A 19,521-nucleotide genomic window follows, 5' to 3' on the forward strand; every position below is an offset into this window, starting at 1 on the left:
CGGGGGCCCGGTGCGGTCCGGGCCGCCCCCACCCCCCCGGCCGCGGCCCCCCCCCCACGCCACAAGGACATGACCCGTCAAGCCGCACCACCAGGGAATGCCATGAGATTTCGCCGCATGTTCCTCGCCTTACTCGCCGCCCTGGCCATGATGGGGGCCGGGCTCACCACCGTCTCGACCAGCGCCTACGGGGCCGTGGCCCTCGCCTACCCCGCGTGGACGGCATGGACGGCCTACAGCGTGGGCACCCGCGTCACCTACAACGGCGTCGACTACGAGTGCATCCAGGCCCACACCTCCCAGCCCGACTGGACGCCGGATGCCGTGCCCGCCCTGTGGAAGACCGTCTCCGGCGGCGGCGGCGACACCACCGCCCCCTCGGTTCCGGGCAACCTCCGCTCGACCGGCACGACCTCCAGCAGCGTTTCGCTGGCCTGGAACGCCTCCACCGACAACGTCGGCGTCACCGGCTACAACGTCTACCGGGGCTCGACGCTGGTGACGACGGCCACCGGCACCACCTACACCGACGGCGGGCTCGCCGCTTCCACCGGCTACACCTACACGGTCCGCGCCCGTGACGCCGCCGGGAACCTCTCGGCCGCCAGTAACTCCGTCACGGCCACCACCTCGGCCGGTACCGGCGCTCCCGGCCAGCCGGGCTCGCCGAGCGTCAGCGGGTCCACGAACAGCTCGCTCTCCCTGTCGTGGGGCGCGTCGTCGGGCACGGTCACGGGCTATCGCGTGTACGAGGGCAGCACGGTCAAGGCCACCGTCACCGGGACCTCGGCCACCATCGGCTCCCTGGGCACCTGCACCTCGCACACCTTCACCGTCAGGGCGTACAACTCGGTAGGCGAGTCGGCCTCCAGCGCCGCGGTCTCCGGGACGACCACCGGCTGCACCGGCGGCGGCAGCAAGCTGCCCGGTGCGCCCTACCTCTACATGGGCTGGGGCGACCCGCCCGCGCCCGCCTCGGTGATGAGCGCGACCGGCGTCAAGTCGTTCACGATGGCGTTCATCCTGTCCAGCGGTGGCTGCAACCCGGCCTGGGACGGCAGCCGTCCGCTGACCGGCGGCGCCGACGCGCAGGCGATCTCGGCCATCAAGTCGGCCGGCGGCAGCGTGCAGGTCTCGTTCGGCGGCTGGTCGGGCAACAAGCTCGGCCCGAACTGCTCCTCGCCCTCGGCGTTCGCCGGCGCGGTGCAGACGGTCATCAACGCCGTCGGTCCCGCGGCCGTCGACTTCGACATCGAGAACACCGACGAGTTCGAGAGCGAGGCGGTCCAGGACCGCATCCTGAACGGCCTCAAGATCGTCAAGCAGAACAACCCCAACGTCAAGGTCGTCGTCACCTTCGGCACCTCGACCACCGGCCCCACCTACTGGGGCACCCGCCTGATCAACCGCTCGAAGGAGCTCGCGGTCCCGATCGACAACTACACGATCATGCCGTTCGACTTCGGCGGCGGCTCGAACATGTACCAGAGCACGGTCAACGCCTCCGAAGGGCTGAAGAACACCCTCAAGACGGCCTTCGGCTGGTCGGACGCCCAGGCGTACGCGCACATGGGCATCTCGGGCATGAACGGTCTGTCGGACCAGCAGGAGCTCACCTCCACGGCCACCTGGACCCAGATCCGTGACTACGCCAGGAACAACGGCCTGACCAGGCTCGCGTACTGGGCCGTCAACCGCGACCGGCCGTGCCCGGGCGGCGGGGTCGTGTCCAACTGCAGCGGGATCGCCCAGTCGAACTGGGACTTCACCAGGATCACCGCCGGCTTCTGAACCGGGATCGGCTTCTGATCCGGAACCGGTTCACCGCACCCGTCGCACCGGCGCCTCGCCGCCGGTGCGACGGGTGGCCCACGGGGTCGCGGCGGCCGGGGGCGCGGCACTTTCACGAAGACCCGAGAGAACGTGCATACCCGAGAACGTAAGGGACCTCCATGAACCTGCGAGGACTCGCGGCGACCGCCGCCATCGCCCTGGGCCTCATAGCCCTCCACGCCACACCCGCCTCAGCCGCCAACATCCTGACGAACCCCGGCTTCGAGTCCGCCCTGACCGGCTGGACCTGCCAGACCTCCGCCGCCGCCCAAGCGGTGTCGCAGCCCGTTCACGGCGGTACTAAGGCCCTGCAGGCCACCCCGGCGGGCAATGACTACGCCCGATGCCAGCAGACCGTGACGGTCCAGCCCAACACGACCTACCAGCTGTCGGCCTGGGTCCAGGGCAACTACATCTTCCTGGGGGCGACGGGCACTGGGATCGACGTCAGCACCTGGGGTGCGCCAGGCGGTCAATGGCAGCAGCTGAAAACGTCGTTCACCACCGGCGCGGGTGTGACGAGCGTGATCGTCTACGTCAACGGATGGTACGGCCAGGGCGCCTACTACGCCGATGACGTCGCGCTCGACGGACCGGGCGGTGCCCCGGACACCCAGGCGCCCACCGTGCCGGGAAGTCCGGCGGTCGGCGGCGCCACCAACTCCAGCCTGACCGTGACGTGGTCCGCCTCCACCGACAACTCCGGCAGCGTCGCCCGCTATGAGGTGTCCAGGGACAACGCGGCTCCCACGGCCGTCACCGGCACCACCTACACGGCCACCGGGCTCAGTGCCGCCACGACCTACGGCTTCCGCGTCCGGGCCTGTGACGCCGCCGGCAACTGCTCGGCGTACACGGCCTCCGTCAGCGGGAAGACCACGAACGACACCACGCCGCCACCCGGCGACATCCGCTACGCGCCCTACATCGACATCACCATGAACACCCCGTCCCTGGCCGGCGCCGCCGCCGCGACCGGGGTGAAGAACTACACGCTGGCCTTCGTGCTCGGCGACAGCACGGGCTGCAACCCGGCCTGGGGCGGCGTCATCCCGCTCACCGACGCGAGGATCATCAACGACGTCAGGGCGCTCCAGGCCCAGGGCGGCCAGGTGGTCGTCGCGAGCGGCGGCGCTCAGGGCCCCTACCTGGAGCACAACTGCGGCACCACCGCCACCCTGCTCGCCGCCTACAAGAAGGTGCTCGACGCGGTCGGTACGAACCAGCTGGACGTCGACGTCGAGGCGTCGATCGATGTGAACAAGGTCAACAGCGCGCTGAAGCAGTTGCAGTCCGAACGCGGCACCGCGGTGAGGTACACGCTGCGCGTGCAGGCACAGGACTACGGGCTCGACCCGTTCTCGGTGCAGATCCTTCAGGACGCCGCCGCCAAGGGCCTGAATGTGATCGTCAACCCGATGGTCATGGACTTCGGCTACACCGGCAACTGGGGCGACGCGATGGTCTCGGCCGCCCAGGCGACGCTCGGCCAGATGAAGGGCGTGTGGCCGTCGAAGACCGACGCCCAGCTCAAGCGGATGCTCGGCGTCACCCCGATGATCGGTAAGAACGACACGGGCCAGACCACCACTCAGGCCGACGCCCGCAAGCTGCGCGACTGGGCCAACGCCAACCACATCGGCTTCGTCGGCTTCTGGTCGGCTGGCCGCGACAACGGCGGCTGCCCCAACGGCAGCGTCTCGCCGACGTGCAGCGGGATCTCCCAGTCGGCGTACGAGTTCACCGGCATCTTCAAGGGGTTCACCGGCTAACGCACCAACTGGGTCGGCTTCACGGGGAGCCCCTGCCCCGGCGGGCGATACGTCGGCAGGGCCTCCCCGTACTCGTGCATCCACGCGTGATCGACCAGCAACCGCATCCGCCCGCCGGCGGCGGCCACCGCCGGAGCCGGCGGAGCGGGCTCCATGTGCTCGACGGTCAGCTTGGCCACCGCGTCCGCCACCAGGCGGGCGTCGGGCGGCGCGAGGTCGCACCGGTCGTCGGGCCCGATGAGCAGCTCCACCTCGGGCGGAAGCGGATAGATCGGGCGCGGAATGGCCAGCACGCGCGGCGACGGCGCCATCGGCAACCCGTCCCGCACCGCTTCGAGCAGCATCGACCGCGACGACCGCCGGTCGAACAGCCCCTCGGCCAGCGGCCAGCTCAGCGCGCCCACGTCCGTGCCGTCCTCGCCGCACGCGTGCAGGCACAGGTACGGCACGAGCGGGATGGCCGGCCCCGCCCCGGCCTGCGCCCAGCCACCGCCGCAGCCGGTCAGGACGAGCAGCGCCAGCATCGCCCGGTAGGCCGTGTCGGCGTGGTTCGTCTCCAGCCGCCCGGGCACGATCATGCACCGCCCGCCGGTCCGCTCCGCCGTCGCCCCCAGCTCCCGCGCGATCTTCAGCGTGCGCGCGGCGGCCACGCCCGTGTACGCCTCCTGCCAGGCGGGCGTGTACGGCTCACCGCGATCGCCATAGCCGTCCGGCCAGCGGCCCGGCAACCCGTCGCGGGCCACCCCGTACACCGCCAGCAGCAGGTCGAACACCGTCGTCACCGGCTCGTCGCCGTCCCTGACCACCGGCACCCCGCGGCGCAGCACCCCGGGCCCGTCGTCGAAGCGCGGCAGCAGCACCTCCACCGACTCGCCGCCGTAGACGCTCAGCCCTTCGGCGGGCCGCCCGGTCAGCCCGCCGGCCACGAAGGCGCCGCCGTGCTCGCGCAGCCGCACCAGGAACGGCAGGTCCGTGCGCTCCATCGCGTGCCCGGCGAACACCGCCCGCTCCAGGAAGAACTCCTTGAGCAGCACGTGCCCCATGGCCATGGCCAGCGCGCCGTCGGTGCCCGGCCGCACGACCAGGGTCTCGTCCGACAGGCGCGTCGGATGCGGCCCGATGGCCACGACCTTCTGGCCCTTGTAGCGCCCGGCGATCACCAGAGGCATGTCGGGCGTACGGACGAGCCTGTTGTTCTCCCCCCACAGCAGCACATACGCCGCCAATGGCCAGTCCTCCGGCGACGTGCCGGGGAACCCCTGGCCGAGCAGCTGGTCGGGCACGCTGGACTGCTCGGTCAGCACCGCGCCGCCCAGACCACCGACCAGCCCGGCGAGCGGCGAGGTGGACAGCGCGGCCACCCGGTCCGCGCCGTGCTCGGCGGCCGTGTGCACGATCGCCGCGGCGGTCAGCTCGGCCGCTGTCCCGTCGTCCAGCGGAACCCGTCGCCCGCCCCTGGCCTGCTGGTACACCTGCGAATTTCCTGTGAGTTTCGCCCAGGCCGCGACCGGGTCACGCAGCCCGTCTTTCACCTCGAAGTAGAGCCTGACCAGAGCCTGGTTGACCTGCGATCCCCCCATGAGAAAAGTTCAGCACAGAGGGTCATGTTCTATCGCGTTACGACCCGCCATGTCAGAGTTAAGAATCGGAACCCTCGGTGGAAGTACTCAGACGAGTACGGCAGGCTAGAAGCCGCCATGGATTACGCAGTTCTCACGGGGACGATCCTCGTCGCAGGTGTCTTGCTCGCTCTCATCGCCCAATGGCGTGACTGGCGACCCCCTCTCCTTGTCTCCGTCCTGGTCGGCGTGGCCGTACGCGTGGTGCTGATGTTCACCGCCGCTCACGACTCCTGGCAGCCCGTCGACTTCATGGAGAGCTTCCAGCCGGCCGGTCAGGCCGTGCTGAACGGCCAGGACCCGGTCCTGGCCAGTGAGGGCGGCTGGCACTTCCTGCCGACCATCCCCTATGTCTACGGGATCCTGCTGTGGCTGGGCATCCCGTGGGTCTACGCCGGGCGCCTGGTCACCGTGGTCGCCGACATCGTGCTGATCCCGCTGGTCGCCAAGCTGGCCGGCGGTCCCAAGGCGTCGCTGCGCGCCCTGCAGTACGCGCTCAACCCGCTCGCCCTGCTCGTCGCCTGCATCCATGGCCAGGTCGAGCCGGTGGCGCTGGCCTTCGGCGTGGCCGCCTTCGTGGTGGCCCGCGGCCCCGGCTCGCCCGAGCGGGCCGGCGTCACGACTCAGGTGGTCGCCAAGGTACGCCGAGGCGTCGCAGCCTACGGCTGGCGGGCTTCGCTGTCCCGCATCATCGGCCCCGGCGGCATGCTCCACCGCGCCCTCATGCCCGGCCCGATGGACCGCGCCGACCTGAGGCGCGGCGCGCTGGCCGGCCTGCTGATGGGCCTGGCGCTGTGCGCGAAGAGCTGGCCGATCTGGCTGATCCCCGGCATGCTGCTGCTCCTGCCCAACCTGCGGGCCAGGATCGCCGCGCTGTTCATGACCGGCGCGCTGCCGGTGTTCTTCCTCGTCACGCTGCCGATCTTCGCGGGCACGTCGCTCAAGCAGATCCCCGCGGTCATCGACACCATTCAGGACATCCGGCCGATCATCGGAGAGTGGGGCTGGACGCCGCACTTCACCGGCGGTGACTGGGCGCTGATCCCCGGCCTGGCCAAGATCGGCACCTACCTGATCTACATCTGCGTCGTCCTCGCGGTGCTGCTCTGGCGGCGGGCCGACCCGATCGACATGACCACGGCCATCCTGCTGATCTTCATGGTCGTCACGCCGCGGCTGGGCGCCCAATACCTCCTGTGGTTCATGCCGTTCCTGATCGCCAGGCCCACGAGGTTCGCCTGGCCGGCGATCATCGGTGTCTCGTTGTGGTCGGCGTACGGCTATCTGTACATGACCCAGTTCGGCGACAACGCCTGGTGGCTGCTGCACCGCGACTGGTCGAGGGCATCGATCGTGCTGCTGCCGATCCTGCTCATGGCGATGCCCTGGGGCCGCCTGTCCCCGGCGGCCCAGGTGCTCGCCCCGCCCGTCGAGCCGACGGGGAAGGCCACGGTCACGTCAGCGGCATAGCCGCTCCCACAACGTGATCCATTGGTCGGGGTGGACGTGGCCCACCACCGTGTCGCGGGCGATGCCCGCCGCGGCGAGGGCTGCGTCCACCCCGTCGTAGTGGCGTCTGAGTGAGGCGCGCACCGAGCCGCCGACCCCGCCGAACCCCACCTCCACCAGCTCCTGATAGTCACGCCGCGTCTCGACCAGCGGCGTGGGCCGCCGCTCGATCCGCAGGATCGCCGAGTCGACCGACGGGATCGGCCGGAAGCTCTCCCTGTCGATCCGGTCGCCCAGCCGCCAGCGGAACCACGGCCACGACTCCACCGTCACCAGGCTCCAGCGGCCGTAGTCGCCCGAGCGCTTACGGGCGTACTCCCGCTGGGTGAGCAGCGTCGCCGACGTGAGCCCCGGCGCCCGCAGGCACCAGCCGACGATCCGCGAGGTGACCGAGTAGGGGATGTTGCCGACGACCGCGAACGGCCCGCGCGGCGCCCGCGCGGTCGTGAAGTCGGCCCTGACCACGTCGATCCGGGGGTCGTCGCGGGTGCGCGCGGCGAGCCGGCCGGCCAGCCGCGGGTCGATCTCGTAGCCGATCACCTGGGCGCCGGCCTCGGCCAGCGCCCAGGTCAGTACGCCCTCGCCCGAGCCGGGTTCGAGCACCAGCCCGCCGGGGGCGGCCGCCTTGACCACCAGCTCGACGGCATGCCGGTCGACCAGGAAGTTCTGCGACAAGGCGCGCCTGGCCCGGTCTCTGGGCGTGCGACCGCCGCTGTTCCTGGCGTTCTTCTGGGTGTGCGAATAGTTTCCGTGCGCGAAGTTCTGCGCCACAGCCGCCCTCTCGGGTCTTCGAGATGTATGGGTCTCTCGAAGGGCCCGGGGCGCGCCGGCGGACGCCTAGGTCGTAACCGCGTCAGCTAGCGGGCCCGAGCCCGGTCGCTGCGCAGACGCATGAAGCAGAGGCAACACATGCGCTCGATGCTAGGGACGCCGTTGTTGACGGGGCAACCCGATAAAAAACCGGATGCGCGCACCACCCTGCGTTCGCCACTCTGAAGACGTGCAGGCGACGGTGACGGCCACTCCGCAGCAGCTCCCCGAGCTGCTGCTGCACGTCGCCGTTGTCCGGCCGGTGTTCCTGTGGGGCGCGCCGGGCATCGGCAAGAGCTCGCTGGTGCGCGAGTTCGCCGACTCCCTCGGCCTCGACTGCGTGACCCTGCTCGGCACCCAGCTCGCGCCCGAGGACCTCATCGGGGTGCCCGAGCTGGTCGATGGCCGCAGCCGGTTCGCGCCGCCCGAGTCGATCGCCCGCGCCGAGCCCTACTGCCTGTTCCTCGACGAGCTCAACGCCTCGGCGCCCGAGGTGCAGAAGGCGTTCTACTCGCTGATCCTCGACCGCAGGATCGGCGCGTACGAGCTGCCCGCCGGGTCCGTCGTGATCGGCGCGGGCAACCGGGCCACCGACAACGCGCTCGCCCGCCCGATGGCCTCCGCACTGATCAACCGGCTGGTCCACGTACACCTGCGGGCCTCGCCCGACGACTGGCTCAAGTGGGCCGCCGCCAACGGCATCCACCCGTGGATCATCGACTACCTGGTGCAGCGGCCCGACCACCTGTGGAGCCCGCCGCCCAAGACCGAGGAGCCGTTCTCCTCGCCGCGCGCCTGGCACATGCTCTCCGACGTGCTGACCTCCTACGGCGACGACGTCGCCGACGAGACGCTCGCCATGCTCGCGTTCGGCACGCTCACCGCGAACCACGCCTCCGCCTTCCGCGCCTACGTCAAGACCGTCCGGCACGCCTACGACCTCAACGCGGTGATCAAGGGCGAGGCGCCGTGGCCGCGCCGGCCCGAGGAGCGCGACCTGCTCTACTTCCTGGCCGAGGCGTTCCGGGCCCGGCTGGTCAAGGAGCTGCCCGCCGACAAGCGCGGCGCCTCCACCAAGGGGCGTGACCTGGGCTTCCGCGCCAAGACGCTGCTGGTCGAGCTGGCCGAGATCTCGCTGGAGTGCGCCCAGCTCGTCATCGCCTCCGACGCGAACGGCGCGCCCGCGCTGCCCACCTGGTTCCTCGTCGAGGTCGGCAGGGACGTGCCCAGGCTGATGGCGGCCCGATCATGAGCCCCCGCAACAAGGCCAAGACCGACCCGTGGCGCGCCGAGGTGCGCAAGGGCTGGCAGCTCGTCGACCGGCACCCGCTGTTCTCCGTCTACCACAGCTGGCTCTACGCGGCGGACGAGGGAGAGCTGTCGGCCGACACCTGGGCGGTGGTGACGGAGGACGGGGACATCCGCCACCACCCCCGCCGCCGCGCCGAGGCGGCCGAGTGGGCGTGGATCTTCGCCCACCTGCTGCTCCACCTCGGCTTCGGCCACGCCGACCCGCGCACCTGCGCGCCGAAGGACGTCGAAGGCGACCGTCCCGAGCCCGCCTACCGGGCCGCGTGCTGCCTGGCCGTCGACCGGTTCCTGCGCACTCTCAAGATCGGCCGCAGCCCCGCGCCGCTGCCCGCCGAACTGCCCGAGCAGGACGAGGTCACGTTGTCCGAGCGCTGGCGCAGGCTCGGCATCCCCGACGCGTACAAACCGCTCGGCGAGGAGGACTTCCGCGTCTGCTCGGCGGAGATGGCCGAGCACTTCGACTTCCCGTCCATGTTCGCGGTGGGCGTCGCCGAGGCGGCCACCGCCGCGCTCGATCAGGCGGGCACCCCGCGCGTCACGGCCGACAAGCACGTCGAGGGGCCGTGGGACGCGGCGCTGCGCTGGTTCGTCTCCTCCTACCCGCTGCTGGGCGCGCTCGCCGCCGGTATGAAGATCGTCGCCGAGGTGGAGCTGGCCAGGAGCTGGGGGATCTCCATCGCCGCGGTCAGCGCGGAAGCCGGCGAGATCTACGTCAACCCGCTCGCCCGGCACTCCGAGGAGGAGTGGCGGTTCGTGCTGGCCCACGAGATGCTGCACGCCGCGCTCCGCCATGGCGAGCGGGTCGGCCCGCGCGAGCCGTACATCTGGAACGTCGCCTGCGACTACGTGATCAACGGCTGGCTCACCGAGATGGGCGTCGGCGAGATGCCCGAAGGGCTGCTGTTCGACCAGACGCTGTCCGGCATGTCGGGCGAGGCGGTCTACGACACGATCGTCACCGACCTGCGGCGGATGCGGAAGCTCGCCACACTGCGCGGGCGCGGCCTCGGCGACGTCCTCGACCGGCCGCCACGCCCGGCCGGGGGCGTCGACCTCGACGAGTACTACCGCAGCGCGCTCTGCACCGGCCTGGCCTTCCACCAGGGCAACAGCCGCGGCTTCGTGCCGGCCGGGCTGGAGCAGGAGATCCGGGCGCTCGACCAGCCGCCGCTGCCGTGGGACGCGCAGCTGGCCCGCTGGTTCGACGAGCACTTCCAGCCGGAGGAGACGCGGCGCTCCTACGCCCGCGCCTCCCGCCGCCAGGCCGCCACCCCGCACATCCCGCGCCCCGGCCGGGTGCGGCCGGAGGAGGTGGTCAGGAAGGCCACGTTCGGCGTGGTGCTGGACACCTCGGGCTCGATGGACGTCAAGCTGCTCGGCAAGGCGCTCGGCGCGATCGCCTCCTACGCCTCGGTCCGCGACGTGCCGCGGGCGCGCGTGGTGTTCTGCGACGCGATCGCGTACGACGCCGGTTACCTGCCGGTCGAGGACATCGCGAACCGGGTCAGGGTACGCGGCCGGGGCGGCACGATCCTGCAGCCCGGAGTCAGCCTGCTGGAACGGGCCGACGACTTCCCGGCGGACGGTCCGATCCTGCTCATCACCGACGGCCAGTGCGACGTGATCCGCATCCGCCGCGACCACGCCTTCCTCGTGCCCCAGGGCGCTTCGCTACCGTTCCGGGCACGCGGGCCGATCTTCTTCATGAAGTGACTTTGAGCTGGCTTTGAACTGGCTTGGGTAGACCTTTGACCATGGATCGACCGGCCAGGGTGCTCGTCGTGGACGACGAGCCGAACATCCGTGCCCTGCTCTCGCAGACGTTGCGCCTGGTCTCGTTCGAGGTCAGGACCGCCGAGTCCGGCGCCGAGGCGGTGCGGGCCGCCAGGGAGTTCGAGCCCGACATCGTGGTGCTCGACGTGATGATGGCGGACATCGACGGGTTCGAGGTGGCCAGGCGGCTCGGGGAGAGTGTCCCGGTGCTGTTCCTGACCGCGCGCGACACGGTCGAGGACCGCGTCAAGGGGCTCACGCTGGGCGCCGACGACTACGTGGCCAAGCCGTTCAGCCTGGAGGAGGTGGTGCTGCGCATCCGGGCCATCCTGCGGCGCAGCCGTACCGAGACCGGGCACAAAGACGTGCTGCGCTACGCCGACCTGGAGCTCGACGTGGCCGCGCACGAGGTGCGCCGCGGCGGCGTGCTCGTCGATCTGTCGCCCACCGAGTTCAACCTGCTCGAATACCTGCTGACGAACGCCGGCCGGGTGGTGAGCAAGGCGCAGATCCTCGACAGCGTGTGGCGCTACGACTTCGACGGCGACTCCAGCATCGTCGAGTCGTACGTCTACTACCTGCGCAAGAAGATCGACAAGTTCGAGCCGCAGCTCATCCACACCGTACGCGGAGTCGGCTACACGCTCAGGACCCCGCGGTGAGGCCGGGCAGGTGGACGCTGCGCGCCCGGCTCGTCATGGCGATACTCGGGCTCACCACGGTCGCGCTCGTGCTGGCCAACGTGGTCGGCATCGCGCTGCTCGGCGACAATCTCCTGCGCCGCGTGGACTCCCAGCTCAACACGATGGGCGGTGCGGTCGGCAAGCTGCCGATGATGGCCGGCCTGATCTCCGGCGGCCAGGCCATGGACTGGGAGAAGGTCCTGACCAAGCGGGTCGCCTCCGTGGCCAGGATCTACATCTACTCCGCCGACGGCAGGCTGGTCAGCGAGCTGCCGAGCGACTCCGACCCCGGCCCGGTGCTCGACGACGTCCACGTGGGCGATCCGTACACGGTGAGCGGCACCACGGGGCCGTCCTGGCGGCTTAAGGCGATCACGGCCGACGGCGGCGGCACCGTGGTGGTCGCGCAGTCCCTCACCGAGTTGGAGGCGACCCGCGCCTCGCTCGTCGCCATCGCCTTCGCCGTCAGCGCGCTCATCCTGCTCCTGCTCGGTCTGGCCGCCGACGCCGTCGTACGCCTCGGCCTGCGCCCGCTGACCAGGATGGAGCGTACGGCCGGCCAGATCGCCATGGGCGACTTCGCCAGCCGGGTCCCCGCCCCCGACCCGCACACCGAGGCGGGCCGCCTGGGCGCGGCCATGAACGTCATGCTCGACCGCGTCGAGAACGAGATCGCCGCCAGGACCGACTCCGAGTCCCGCATGCGCCGCTTCCTGGCCGACGCCTCACACGAGCTGCGCACCCCGCTCACCTCGGTCCGCGGTTTCGCCGAGCTCTACCGCCGGGGCGGCGGCGACGAGCGGGAGACGATGCGCAGGATCGAGGAGGAGGCCGCCAGGATGGGCATGCTCGTCAACGACCTGCTCACCCTGGCTCAGCTCGACCAGGAACGCCCCATCGATCGCCACCCCGTCGACCTGCTGGAGGTGGCGGCCGACACCATCCGGGACGCCCGCGTCCGGGTGCCCGGCAGGCAGGTCAGGCTGCGCGGCCTGGGCGGGACGCTGGCGCCCGTCTCGGTGGTGGGCGACGAGGCCCGGCTGCGCCAGGTCGCCGCAAACCTCGTCGGCAACGCCCTCACCCACACCCCGGAGGACGCGTCGGTGACGGTGAGAGTGGGCACGGCACGCGGCATGGCGGTGTTCGAGGTGGCCGACACCGGGCCCGGCGTGCCGGAACAGCACATTCCCCACGTCTTCGACCGCCTCTACCGCGTCGGCCAGGGCAGATCCAGGACCGACGGCGGCGCGGGACTGGGCCTGGCCATCGTGGCCGCGATCGTGCACGCCCACGGCGGCACGATCGAACTAGACTCCGCGCCGGACCGGGGCGCCACCTTCCGCGTGCTCCTACCCGGCTCGTAGGCGGCTCCCAGCCTCCTTTGATCGGCGCTCGGCACATTCGGGGCATGAAACGAAAAATCCTGATAGCTGGCGGCGTGCTGGCCCTGGCCGCCTCCGGATGCGGCTCGGCGCCCAGCTCCGCCGGAGTCGCCTCCGTCAAGACCGCCTCGCCCGCCCCCACGGCGAGCCCGTCGCCCTCGGCCAGCACGGACAAGGCCGAGCAGGGCAGGAAGTTCGCCGCGTGCCTGCGTGAGAACGGCCTCGACGTGCCCGACCCCGACCCGAACGGCGAAGGGATGTTCCAGGCGCTGCCCAAGTCGGAGCTGAACTCGGGGAAGGTCCAGGAGGCGTTGCAGGCCTGCCGCTCCGTCGCCCCTGTCAGGGACGCCAAGGAGCTGAGCCCGGCGGACCAGGACAAGATGCGCCAGTTCGCCGCCTGTATGCGCGAGAACGGCATCGACCTGCCGGACCCGGACTTCAGCGGGAAGACCAACCAGAACCTCGCCAAGAGCTTCAGGCTGGACGACCCCGACTTCAAGAAGGCCTATGAGGTCTGCCGGGCCAAGTTCCCGCAGCTGGGCAAGACGCAATGACGCAGGTCAAGTCCCAGCCCGAGGTCGTCCCCGGCCGGCCCCTTCGGCCCAGGCGGCGCTCGCTCCGCACCGTCGCCTGGACCGGAGGCACCGCCCTGCTCGCCGCCGCCGTCGCGGCCGCCGCCATCGGCTTCGGCGGCAACGGCTCGGGCACGGCTGTCGCCGACCGCACGCCCCCGGCCACCGCGAAGGTGATCCGCACGACGCTCACCGAGACCAAGACCGTCGACGGCACGCTCGGCTACGGCGACACCATCACGGTCACCGCCAAGTCGCCGGGCACGATCACCTGGCTGCCCGAGGAAGGCGCCACCATCACCCGGGGCAAGGCCGTCTACAGCGTCGACGCCGACCGCCGCCTCCTGCTCTACGGCGGCATGCCCCTCTACCGCGTGCTCAAGGACGGCGTCGAGGGCAAGGACGTCGAGTTGCTGGAGCGGAACCTGGCCAAGCTCGGCTACACCGGCTTCGACGTCGACAAGGAGTTCACCTGGGCCACCCGCGAGGCCGTCGAGGACTGGCAGGACAACCTCGGCCTGGACGTCACCGGCGAGGTCCAGCCCGCCGACGTGGTCGTGGAGCGCGGGCCGCTCCGCGTCGCCGGCCTCAAGACCACGCTCGGCGCCGGCGGCACGGGGCCCGTGCTCACCGCGACGGGCACCACCCGCCAGGTGCTCGTCAACCTCGACGTGGCCGACGCGCACCTGGTCAAGAAGGGCCTCGACGCCACGGTCGAGCTGCCCGACGGCTCCACCGTGAAGGGCAAGGTCACTAGCGTGGGCAAGGTCGCGACCGAGACGGGCACGGGGGGCGACGCCACCACCACGATCGAGGTCAAGGTGTCGGTGAGCGGTCTGAAGAAGCCGTTCGACTCCGCCCCGGTCGACGTCACGATCGTGTCGGCCCAGCGCGAGGACGTGCTGGCCTTACCCGTCGGAGCGCTGCTGGCCCTCGCGGAGGGCGGCTACGGCGTTCAGGTCGTGGCGGGCGGCACTACCCACTACGCGGCCGTCGACATCGGCATGTTCGCCGACGGCAAGGTGGAGGTCGGCGGCGTCCAGGAGGGCGCGACCGTGGCGGTGCCCAAGTGATCGTCCAGCTGCGGGAGGTGAGCAAGGAGTACGGCGAGGTGGCCGCGCTGCGCGGTGTCTCCATGGGCATCGAGTACGGCGAACTCGTCGGCATCGTCGGCCCGTCGGGTTCCGGCAAGTCGACCATGCTCAACATGATCGGCACTCTGGACCGCCCGTCGAGCGGCACCGTACGCATCGCCGGGCACGACGTGCTCACCCTCGACGACAGGCAGCTGTCGGCGCTGCGGGCCAACGTCATCGGCTTCGTCTTCCAGCAGTTCCACCTCGCCGCGGGCGTCCCCGCGCTGGACAACGTCGCCGACGGTCTCCTGTACGCGGGGCCCTCCCTGCGCGAACGCCGCCTGCGCGCCTACGAGGCACTCGAACGAGTCGGGCTCGGGCACCGGCTCGGCCACCGCCCGCACGAGCTGTCCGGCGGCGAGCGGCAGCGGGTGGCCATCGCCCGTGCCGTGGTCGGCGGACCGCGACTGCTGCTGGCCGACGAGCCGACGGGCAACCTCGACTCGCGCTCCGGCGCGGGCGTCATGGACCTGCTGCGCGAGCTGAACGCCAGCGGCACCACCGTGGTCGTCATCACCCACGACCGCGACATCGCGGCCTCGCTCCCGAGGCAGGTCGAGATGCTCGACGGCCTCGTGGTGGACGGCACTGTGGACGGCGCTGCGGACGGCCTTGTGGTGGGCGGCTTTGTTGTGGACGGACGTGGGCTATGACCGCCGCCATCCTCACCTCCGCCCGGCTGCGCCCGCGCGACGTCCTCAGGGTCGGCGGCGCGGGCCTGCGGGCCAGGCCGCTGCGGGTGTTCCTGTCGGCGCTCGGCATCGCCATCGGCATCGCGGCCATGCTCGGCGTCGTCGGCATCTCCGCCTCCAGCCAGGAGGACCTGAACCGCCAGCTCGAAGCGCTCGGCACGAACCTGCTCACCGTCTCACCCGGCCAGACGCTCTTCGGCGAGGGCTCCCACCTGCCCGCCGAGGCGGAGGGCATGATCGAGCGGATCGCGCCCGTCACCTCGGTCACCGCCACGGGCACCACGCCCGCCAAGGTCTACCGCAACGACCACATCCCGGCGGCCCAGTCGGGCAGCATCTCGGTCACGGCCGCCCGCCTCGACCTGCCGCACGACGTGGGCGCCCAGGTCGTCAGCGGCATCTGGCTGAACGCGGCCACGCAGCGGTACCCGGCCACCGTGCTCGGCGCCAAGGCCGCCGACCGGCTCGGCGTCGTACGGGCGGGCCCCGACCAGCGGGTCTGGCTGGGCGGGCAGTGGTTCACGGTCGTCGGCGTGCTCGGTCCCGCGCCACTCGCCCCCGAACTCGACACCGCGGCGCTGATCGGCTGGCCGGTCGCCGAGGAACGGCTGGACTTCGACGGCTACCCGACCACGATCTACGCCAGGGCTGAGGAGGCGTCCGTCGTCGCCGTCCGCGACGTGCTGGGCCCCACCGCCAACCCGGAGAAGCCCAATGAGGTCGAGGTCTCCAGACCGTCGGACGCGCTGGCCGCCAAGCAAGCCACCGACGCCACGCTGAACGCCCTCCTGCTCGGCCTCGGCGGCGTCGCCCTGCTGGTCGGCGGGGTCGGCGTGGCCAACACGATGGTGATCTCGGTACTCGAACGGCGCGCCGAGATCGGGCTACGCCGCTCGCTGGGCGCCACCCGCGGGCAGATCCGGCTGCAGTTCCTGGCCGAATCGCTGCTCTTGTCCGCCATCGGCGGTGTCGGCGGCGTCGTGCTCGGCATCGGCGTCACCGCCGCGTACGCGAGCTTCCAGGGCTGGCCGGCGATCGTGCCGGTCTGGGCCATGCTCGGCGGCGTGCTCGCCACCCTGGTCATCGGCGGGATCGCCGGGTTCTATCCGGCCGTACGAGCCGCCCGCATGTCGCCCACGGAGGCCCTGGCCACGCCGTGACCATCAGGCGGGACGAGATGCCCGTGCGGCGCGCACTCCGCCGGGCATCACTCCGGCCCACGTGTCCGTTTCTTGCAAGAAGAACCTGGCCAGGCCGGGATAGCTTCACCGCTATGGAGCTGAATTCGCGTGCGGTCTCCCGCGCTGAGAGATACCTGCTGCTGCACGGGCGGCTGATCGACAGGCTCAGGTTCGAGGTCCTGTTCAGGGGCGCCTCCCGTACGCGTGTGCTCGACGCGCTGCGCTGCTACCGCAACGACGACGGCGGCTTCGGCAACGCCCTCGAACCGGACCTGCGCGGGGCGGGCAGCCAGCCGGAGCCGGTGGAGGTGGCGTTCTGGATCCTCGACGAGCTGGACGCCTTCGACGATCCGATGGTGGCCACCGCCTGCGACTACCTCCTGGGGATCACGGCCAAGGACGGCGGTGTGCCGTTCGTGCTGCCGAGCGTCCGCGACACGCCGCGGGCGCCCTGGTGGGAGACCGGCGACGAGCCCCCGGGCAACCTCATCCCCACCGCGTCGATCGCCGGGCTCCTGCACAAGCACGGCGTCGGCCATCCATGGCTCGGGCCTGCCACCGACTTCTGCTGGTCGGCGATCGCCGGCATCTCGGACACGACCCCGTACGAGGCGCGGGCCGTCGTCCAGTTCCTGAACCTCGTCCCCGACCGGGCGCGGGCCGAGGCGGAGTTCGACCGGCTGCGCGAGGCCCTGCTGGCCACGGTCACCTTCGACCCCGACGCGTCCGGCGAGGTGCATTTCCCCCTCGACTTCGCGCCGTCGCCGCTGCGGCTGCCGCTGTTCACGCAGGACGTCCTGGACCGCCACCTCGACGCGCTCGCCGCCGCCCAGTCCGAGGAGGGCGGGTGGCAGGGGAACTGGCTGATCTGGACGCCCGTGGTGGAGCACGAGTGGGGCGGCTTCATCACCGTGCACCGGCTGCGGACGCTCCAGGCGTACGGGCGGCTGTGACTGCTTGGGCGTACGGGCGGGCGTGACTTCTTGTCGGTGGGGGTGCGTAGCTTGGAGGTATGTACGAAGAGCGGCCTCCCGGGGACGGCTTCGACGGCCGGGTCACCTGCGTGTGGCGGCAGGTGAGCGACGCCGACGGCACGCGACTCGTGGTGCCCGATGGGTGCGTGGACCTCATCTGGGGGCCTTCTGGAGCGTTCGTGGCCGGGCCGGACACCGGGCCGATGCCGGTGCGGGTGCGGGCGGGCGATGCCTTCACCGGGATCCGGTTCAAGCCGGGCGGCGTCGGTGACGTGTTCCGCGTTCCGGTGCACGCGCTGCGCGATCAGCGGGTGCCGGTGGCGGACCTGGGTTTCTCCGTGTCCGGCGGCGAGTTCTCCGTAGGGCGGCATCTGGCGATGTCCGGCGGGCGGCTCGCGAGCATGCGGGCCGCGGTCGTGGCCCGGCTGCGGGCCACCGCGCCCGCCGACGCCGCGGCGCCCGCGATAGCCGAGGCGCTCCGGACGGGGCGGACCGTGGGAGAGGTGGCCTGGACGCTGGGGTTCAGCGAGCGGCAGCTGCTGCGGCGCAGCCTGGCCTCGTTCGGATACGGGCCGAAGGTCCTGCAGCGGGTCGTCCGATTCCAGCGAGCGCTGAAACTGGCCCGTGCGGGGGTGGCGCCGGCGGAGGTGGCGGTGGCCTCGGGCTACGCGGATCAGGCGCACCTGGCCAACGAGGTCAAGCGCCTGAGCGGCGTGACTCTGACGGAGCTCCGGAGATGAGAGCGGCCGCCCAGCCCGCACTCGGGTCGCTGTCGACGAGGAACGCCCGCGTGAGCAGGCTCAGGGGGATCGCCAGAAGCGCGCCCAGCGGGCCCAGGACGAACGCCCAGACGATCAGTGACAGGAACGTCATCGTGGTCGACAGCCCCACCGCGTCACCCAGGAACTTGGGCTGGATGAACGATTGGATCACCACGTTGATGGCGATATAGGCGGCGATGACGAGGAGCATCTGCTTGATGCCGCCGTCGAGGAGCGCCAGCATCGCAGGCGGGATCAGCCCGAGGACGAAGCCGATGTTCGGGATGTAGTTGGTGATCAGCGCCAGAACACCCCAGAGCAGGGGCAACGGCACACCCAGGATGGACAGGGCCATGACGTCCAGCGCCGAGCAGATGAGCCCGAAGATCGTGGAGACGATGAGATAGCGCCTGGTCTTGTGGGCGAACGTGCCGAACGCCTCCACCAGGTGCGGTTTGCTCTCCTTGCCCGACGCGATGACCCTGGCGATGGCCGGGGTGTCCAGGCACATCGCGAGCAGCAGCACCACGATGAGGAACAGGCTGGAGAGGATCCCCAGCAGGCTCGACAACAGGCTCTGCGCCAGGCCGAGCACCTTGGCGGGATCGAAGGCCTGGATCGCCTTGTCGAGCTGGGCGTTGCTGACGCCGTGGGTGGTGGCGAAGTTCTGGGCGTCGGTGAGCAACTGCTGGAACTGCGGGGCGTACGCGGGGAGCAGCGAGGCGAGCTGGGTGACGGAGACGGTCAGCACCGCGACCATGCCCAGCAGCACGAACAGCACGATGAGGAAGGGCACGGCGACCTGCACCCAGCCGGGAGCGCCCGCGCCGGCGAGCCGGCTCCGCACCGGGGCGACGGCGATGACCAGCACGAGCGCGAGCACGACCGGGCCCAGGATCGACGCGACCTCGCGCATGCCGAACAGGACGATCACCGCGCAGGCGATACCCAGCAGGATGGTGAGGGCTCGGGGCACAGTGGCTTCCTACCCGGGGGCAGGGGATGACACCGGCGGGCGGTTGATTTGACGGTTCCGGGAGGCGTACATAGAGTTCACCAGTCCCGCGAGGACGGCGATGATCGTCGGCCTCGCTCGGGGACAACCTCCACACAGATCCCTTGGGATGGTGTTCGCATCACTCAGGATGGTCTGGTAAGTTAGAGGGGTTGTCCCGGAAACGGGGCGGTCTCTATTCCAGCAGGTCGGAGCGGGTCGGGTCAATTTGACACCGGGCCGGGCGGCTGAAAAGATAAAGACACAACGAAAACAGAAAACGAAATGTGCGCCTCTCGCAGGTTGGGGAGTACGCGTCCGTTTCTTGAGAACTCAACAGTGTGTTAAAAGCCAGTGCATGATGCACAACCCCGTCATGTCTGCGCCTTTATGGTGTGGATGTGGTGGATTCCTTTTATATGGTTGGGATTTCTTTCCCTTCAGACATTGTTTGGAGAGTTTGATCCTGGCTCAGGACGAACGCTGGCGGCGTGCTTAACACATGCAAGTCGAGCGGAA

The 19,521-nt window shown here is 70.7% G+C and carries 16 protein-coding genes and 1 rRNA gene; 14 read left to right on the forward strand and 3 right to left on the reverse strand.

Annotated features, from left to right (window positions below; translation table 11 throughout):
• Positions 1-102: 102 nt before the first annotated feature.
• The gene (locus LDL49_RS09495; RefSeq protein WP_225290570.1) at positions 103-1,791 is read left to right on the forward strand and encodes a fibronectin type III domain-containing protein; all 1,689 of its coding nucleotides are present in this window, start codon (positions 103-105) and stop codon (positions 1,789-1,791) included.
• A gap of 161 nt (positions 1,792-1,952) precedes the next feature.
• Positions 1,953-3,605, forward strand: a complete 1,653-nt coding sequence (locus LDL49_RS09500) for a carbohydrate binding domain-containing protein (RefSeq protein ID WP_225290571.1) — start codon at positions 1,953-1,955, stop codon at positions 3,603-3,605.
• Here LDL49_RS09500 and LDL49_RS09505 read toward each other — a convergent pair.
• Positions 3,602-5,185, reverse strand: coding sequence for a molybdopterin-dependent oxidoreductase (locus LDL49_RS09505; RefSeq protein WP_225290572.1), 1,584 nt, complete (start codon positions 5,183-5,185; stop codon positions 3,602-3,604). The genes LDL49_RS09500 and LDL49_RS09505 overlap by 4 nt on opposite strands.
• Before the next feature lie 117 nt (positions 5,186-5,302).
• Between LDL49_RS09505 and LDL49_RS09510 the strand changes: the two genes are divergently transcribed.
• Complete coding sequence (locus tag LDL49_RS09510) at positions 5,303-6,694, forward strand: putative hexosyltransferase (RefSeq protein ID WP_225290573.1); 1,392 nt, start codon at positions 5,303-5,305, stop codon at positions 6,692-6,694.
• On the opposite strand, the gene erm is transcribed toward LDL49_RS09510, so the two are convergent.
• Entirely contained in the window at positions 6,683-7,504 is an 822-nt protein-coding gene (gene erm, locus LDL49_RS09515) for an ErmE/ErmH/ErmO/ErmR family 23S rRNA (adenine(2058)-N(6))-methyltransferase (RefSeq protein WP_225290574.1), read from the reverse strand. The genes LDL49_RS09510 and erm overlap by 12 nt on opposite strands.
• 229 nt (positions 7,505-7,733) lie before the next feature.
• On the opposite strand from erm, the gene LDL49_RS09520 reads away from it, so the two are divergent.
• The 10 genes from LDL49_RS09520 (at position 7,734) to LDL49_RS09565 (ending at position 17,987) form a co-directional block, all read left to right on the forward strand.
• On the forward strand, positions 7,734-8,795 hold the full coding sequence (locus tag LDL49_RS09520; RefSeq protein ID WP_225290575.1) for an ATP-binding protein: 1,062 nt from the start codon (positions 7,734-7,736) through the stop codon (positions 8,793-8,795).
• A complete protein-coding gene (locus LDL49_RS09525) occupies positions 8,792-10,567 on the forward strand; it encodes a vWA domain-containing protein (RefSeq protein WP_225290576.1) in 1,776 nt (591 codons plus the stop codon). The genes LDL49_RS09520 and LDL49_RS09525 overlap by 4 nt, the downstream gene beginning before the upstream one ends.
• Before the next feature lie 41 nt (positions 10,568-10,608).
• Positions 10,609-11,289, forward strand: coding sequence for a response regulator transcription factor (locus LDL49_RS09530; RefSeq protein WP_225290577.1), 681 nt, complete (start codon positions 10,609-10,611; stop codon positions 11,287-11,289).
• A complete protein-coding gene (locus LDL49_RS09535; protein WP_225290578.1) occupies positions 11,286-12,674 on the forward strand; it encodes a sensor histidine kinase in 1,389 nt (462 codons plus the stop codon). The genes LDL49_RS09530 and LDL49_RS09535 overlap by 4 nt, the downstream gene beginning before the upstream one ends.
• A gap of 44 nt (positions 12,675-12,718) precedes the next feature.
• A complete protein-coding gene (locus tag LDL49_RS09540) occupies positions 12,719-13,246 on the forward strand; it encodes a hypothetical protein (RefSeq protein ID WP_225290579.1) in 528 nt (175 codons plus the stop codon).
• Positions 13,243-14,337 (forward strand): peptidoglycan-binding protein, encoded by a 1,095-nt coding sequence (locus LDL49_RS09545; RefSeq protein WP_225290580.1) that lies wholly within the window; start codon positions 13,243-13,245, stop codon positions 14,335-14,337. The genes LDL49_RS09540 and LDL49_RS09545 overlap by 4 nt, the downstream gene beginning before the upstream one ends.
• Positions 14,334-15,053, forward strand: a complete 720-nt coding sequence (locus LDL49_RS09550; protein WP_372470348.1) for an ABC transporter ATP-binding protein — start codon at positions 14,334-14,336, stop codon at positions 15,051-15,053. The genes LDL49_RS09545 and LDL49_RS09550 overlap by 4 nt, the downstream gene beginning before the upstream one ends.
• Positions 15,050-16,252: an ABC transporter permease gene (locus tag LDL49_RS09555; RefSeq protein WP_225290581.1), complete on the forward strand. Its 1,203-nt coding sequence runs from the start codon at positions 15,050-15,052 to the stop codon at positions 16,250-16,252. Before LDL49_RS09550 ends, LDL49_RS09555 begins: the two co-directional genes overlap by 4 nt.
• 113 nt (positions 16,253-16,365) lie before the next feature.
• Complete coding sequence (locus LDL49_RS09560; RefSeq protein ID WP_225290582.1) at positions 16,366-17,226, forward strand: hypothetical protein; 861 nt, start codon at positions 16,366-16,368, stop codon at positions 17,224-17,226.
• Between the two features lie 59 nt (positions 17,227-17,285).
• Positions 17,286-17,987: a DUF6597 domain-containing transcriptional factor gene (locus LDL49_RS09565; RefSeq protein WP_225290583.1), complete on the forward strand. Its 702-nt coding sequence runs from the start codon at positions 17,286-17,288 to the stop codon at positions 17,985-17,987.
• On the opposite strand, the gene LDL49_RS09570 is transcribed toward LDL49_RS09565, so the two are convergent.
• Positions 17,944-18,984: an AI-2E family transporter gene (locus tag LDL49_RS09570; RefSeq protein ID WP_225290584.1), complete on the reverse strand. Its 1,041-nt coding sequence runs from the start codon at positions 18,982-18,984 to the stop codon at positions 17,944-17,946. The genes LDL49_RS09565 and LDL49_RS09570 overlap by 44 nt on opposite strands.
• Positions 18,985-19,450: 466 nt before the next feature.
• Here LDL49_RS09570 and LDL49_RS09575 point away from each other — a divergent pair.
• Positions 19,451-19,521 (forward strand): 16S ribosomal RNA (locus LDL49_RS09575); the annotation flags it as partial.

This window comes from Nonomuraea aurantiaca (assembly GCF_020215705.1).
Classification (GTDB): Bacteria; Actinomycetota; Actinomycetes; order Streptosporangiales; family Streptosporangiaceae; genus Nonomuraea; species Nonomuraea aurantiaca.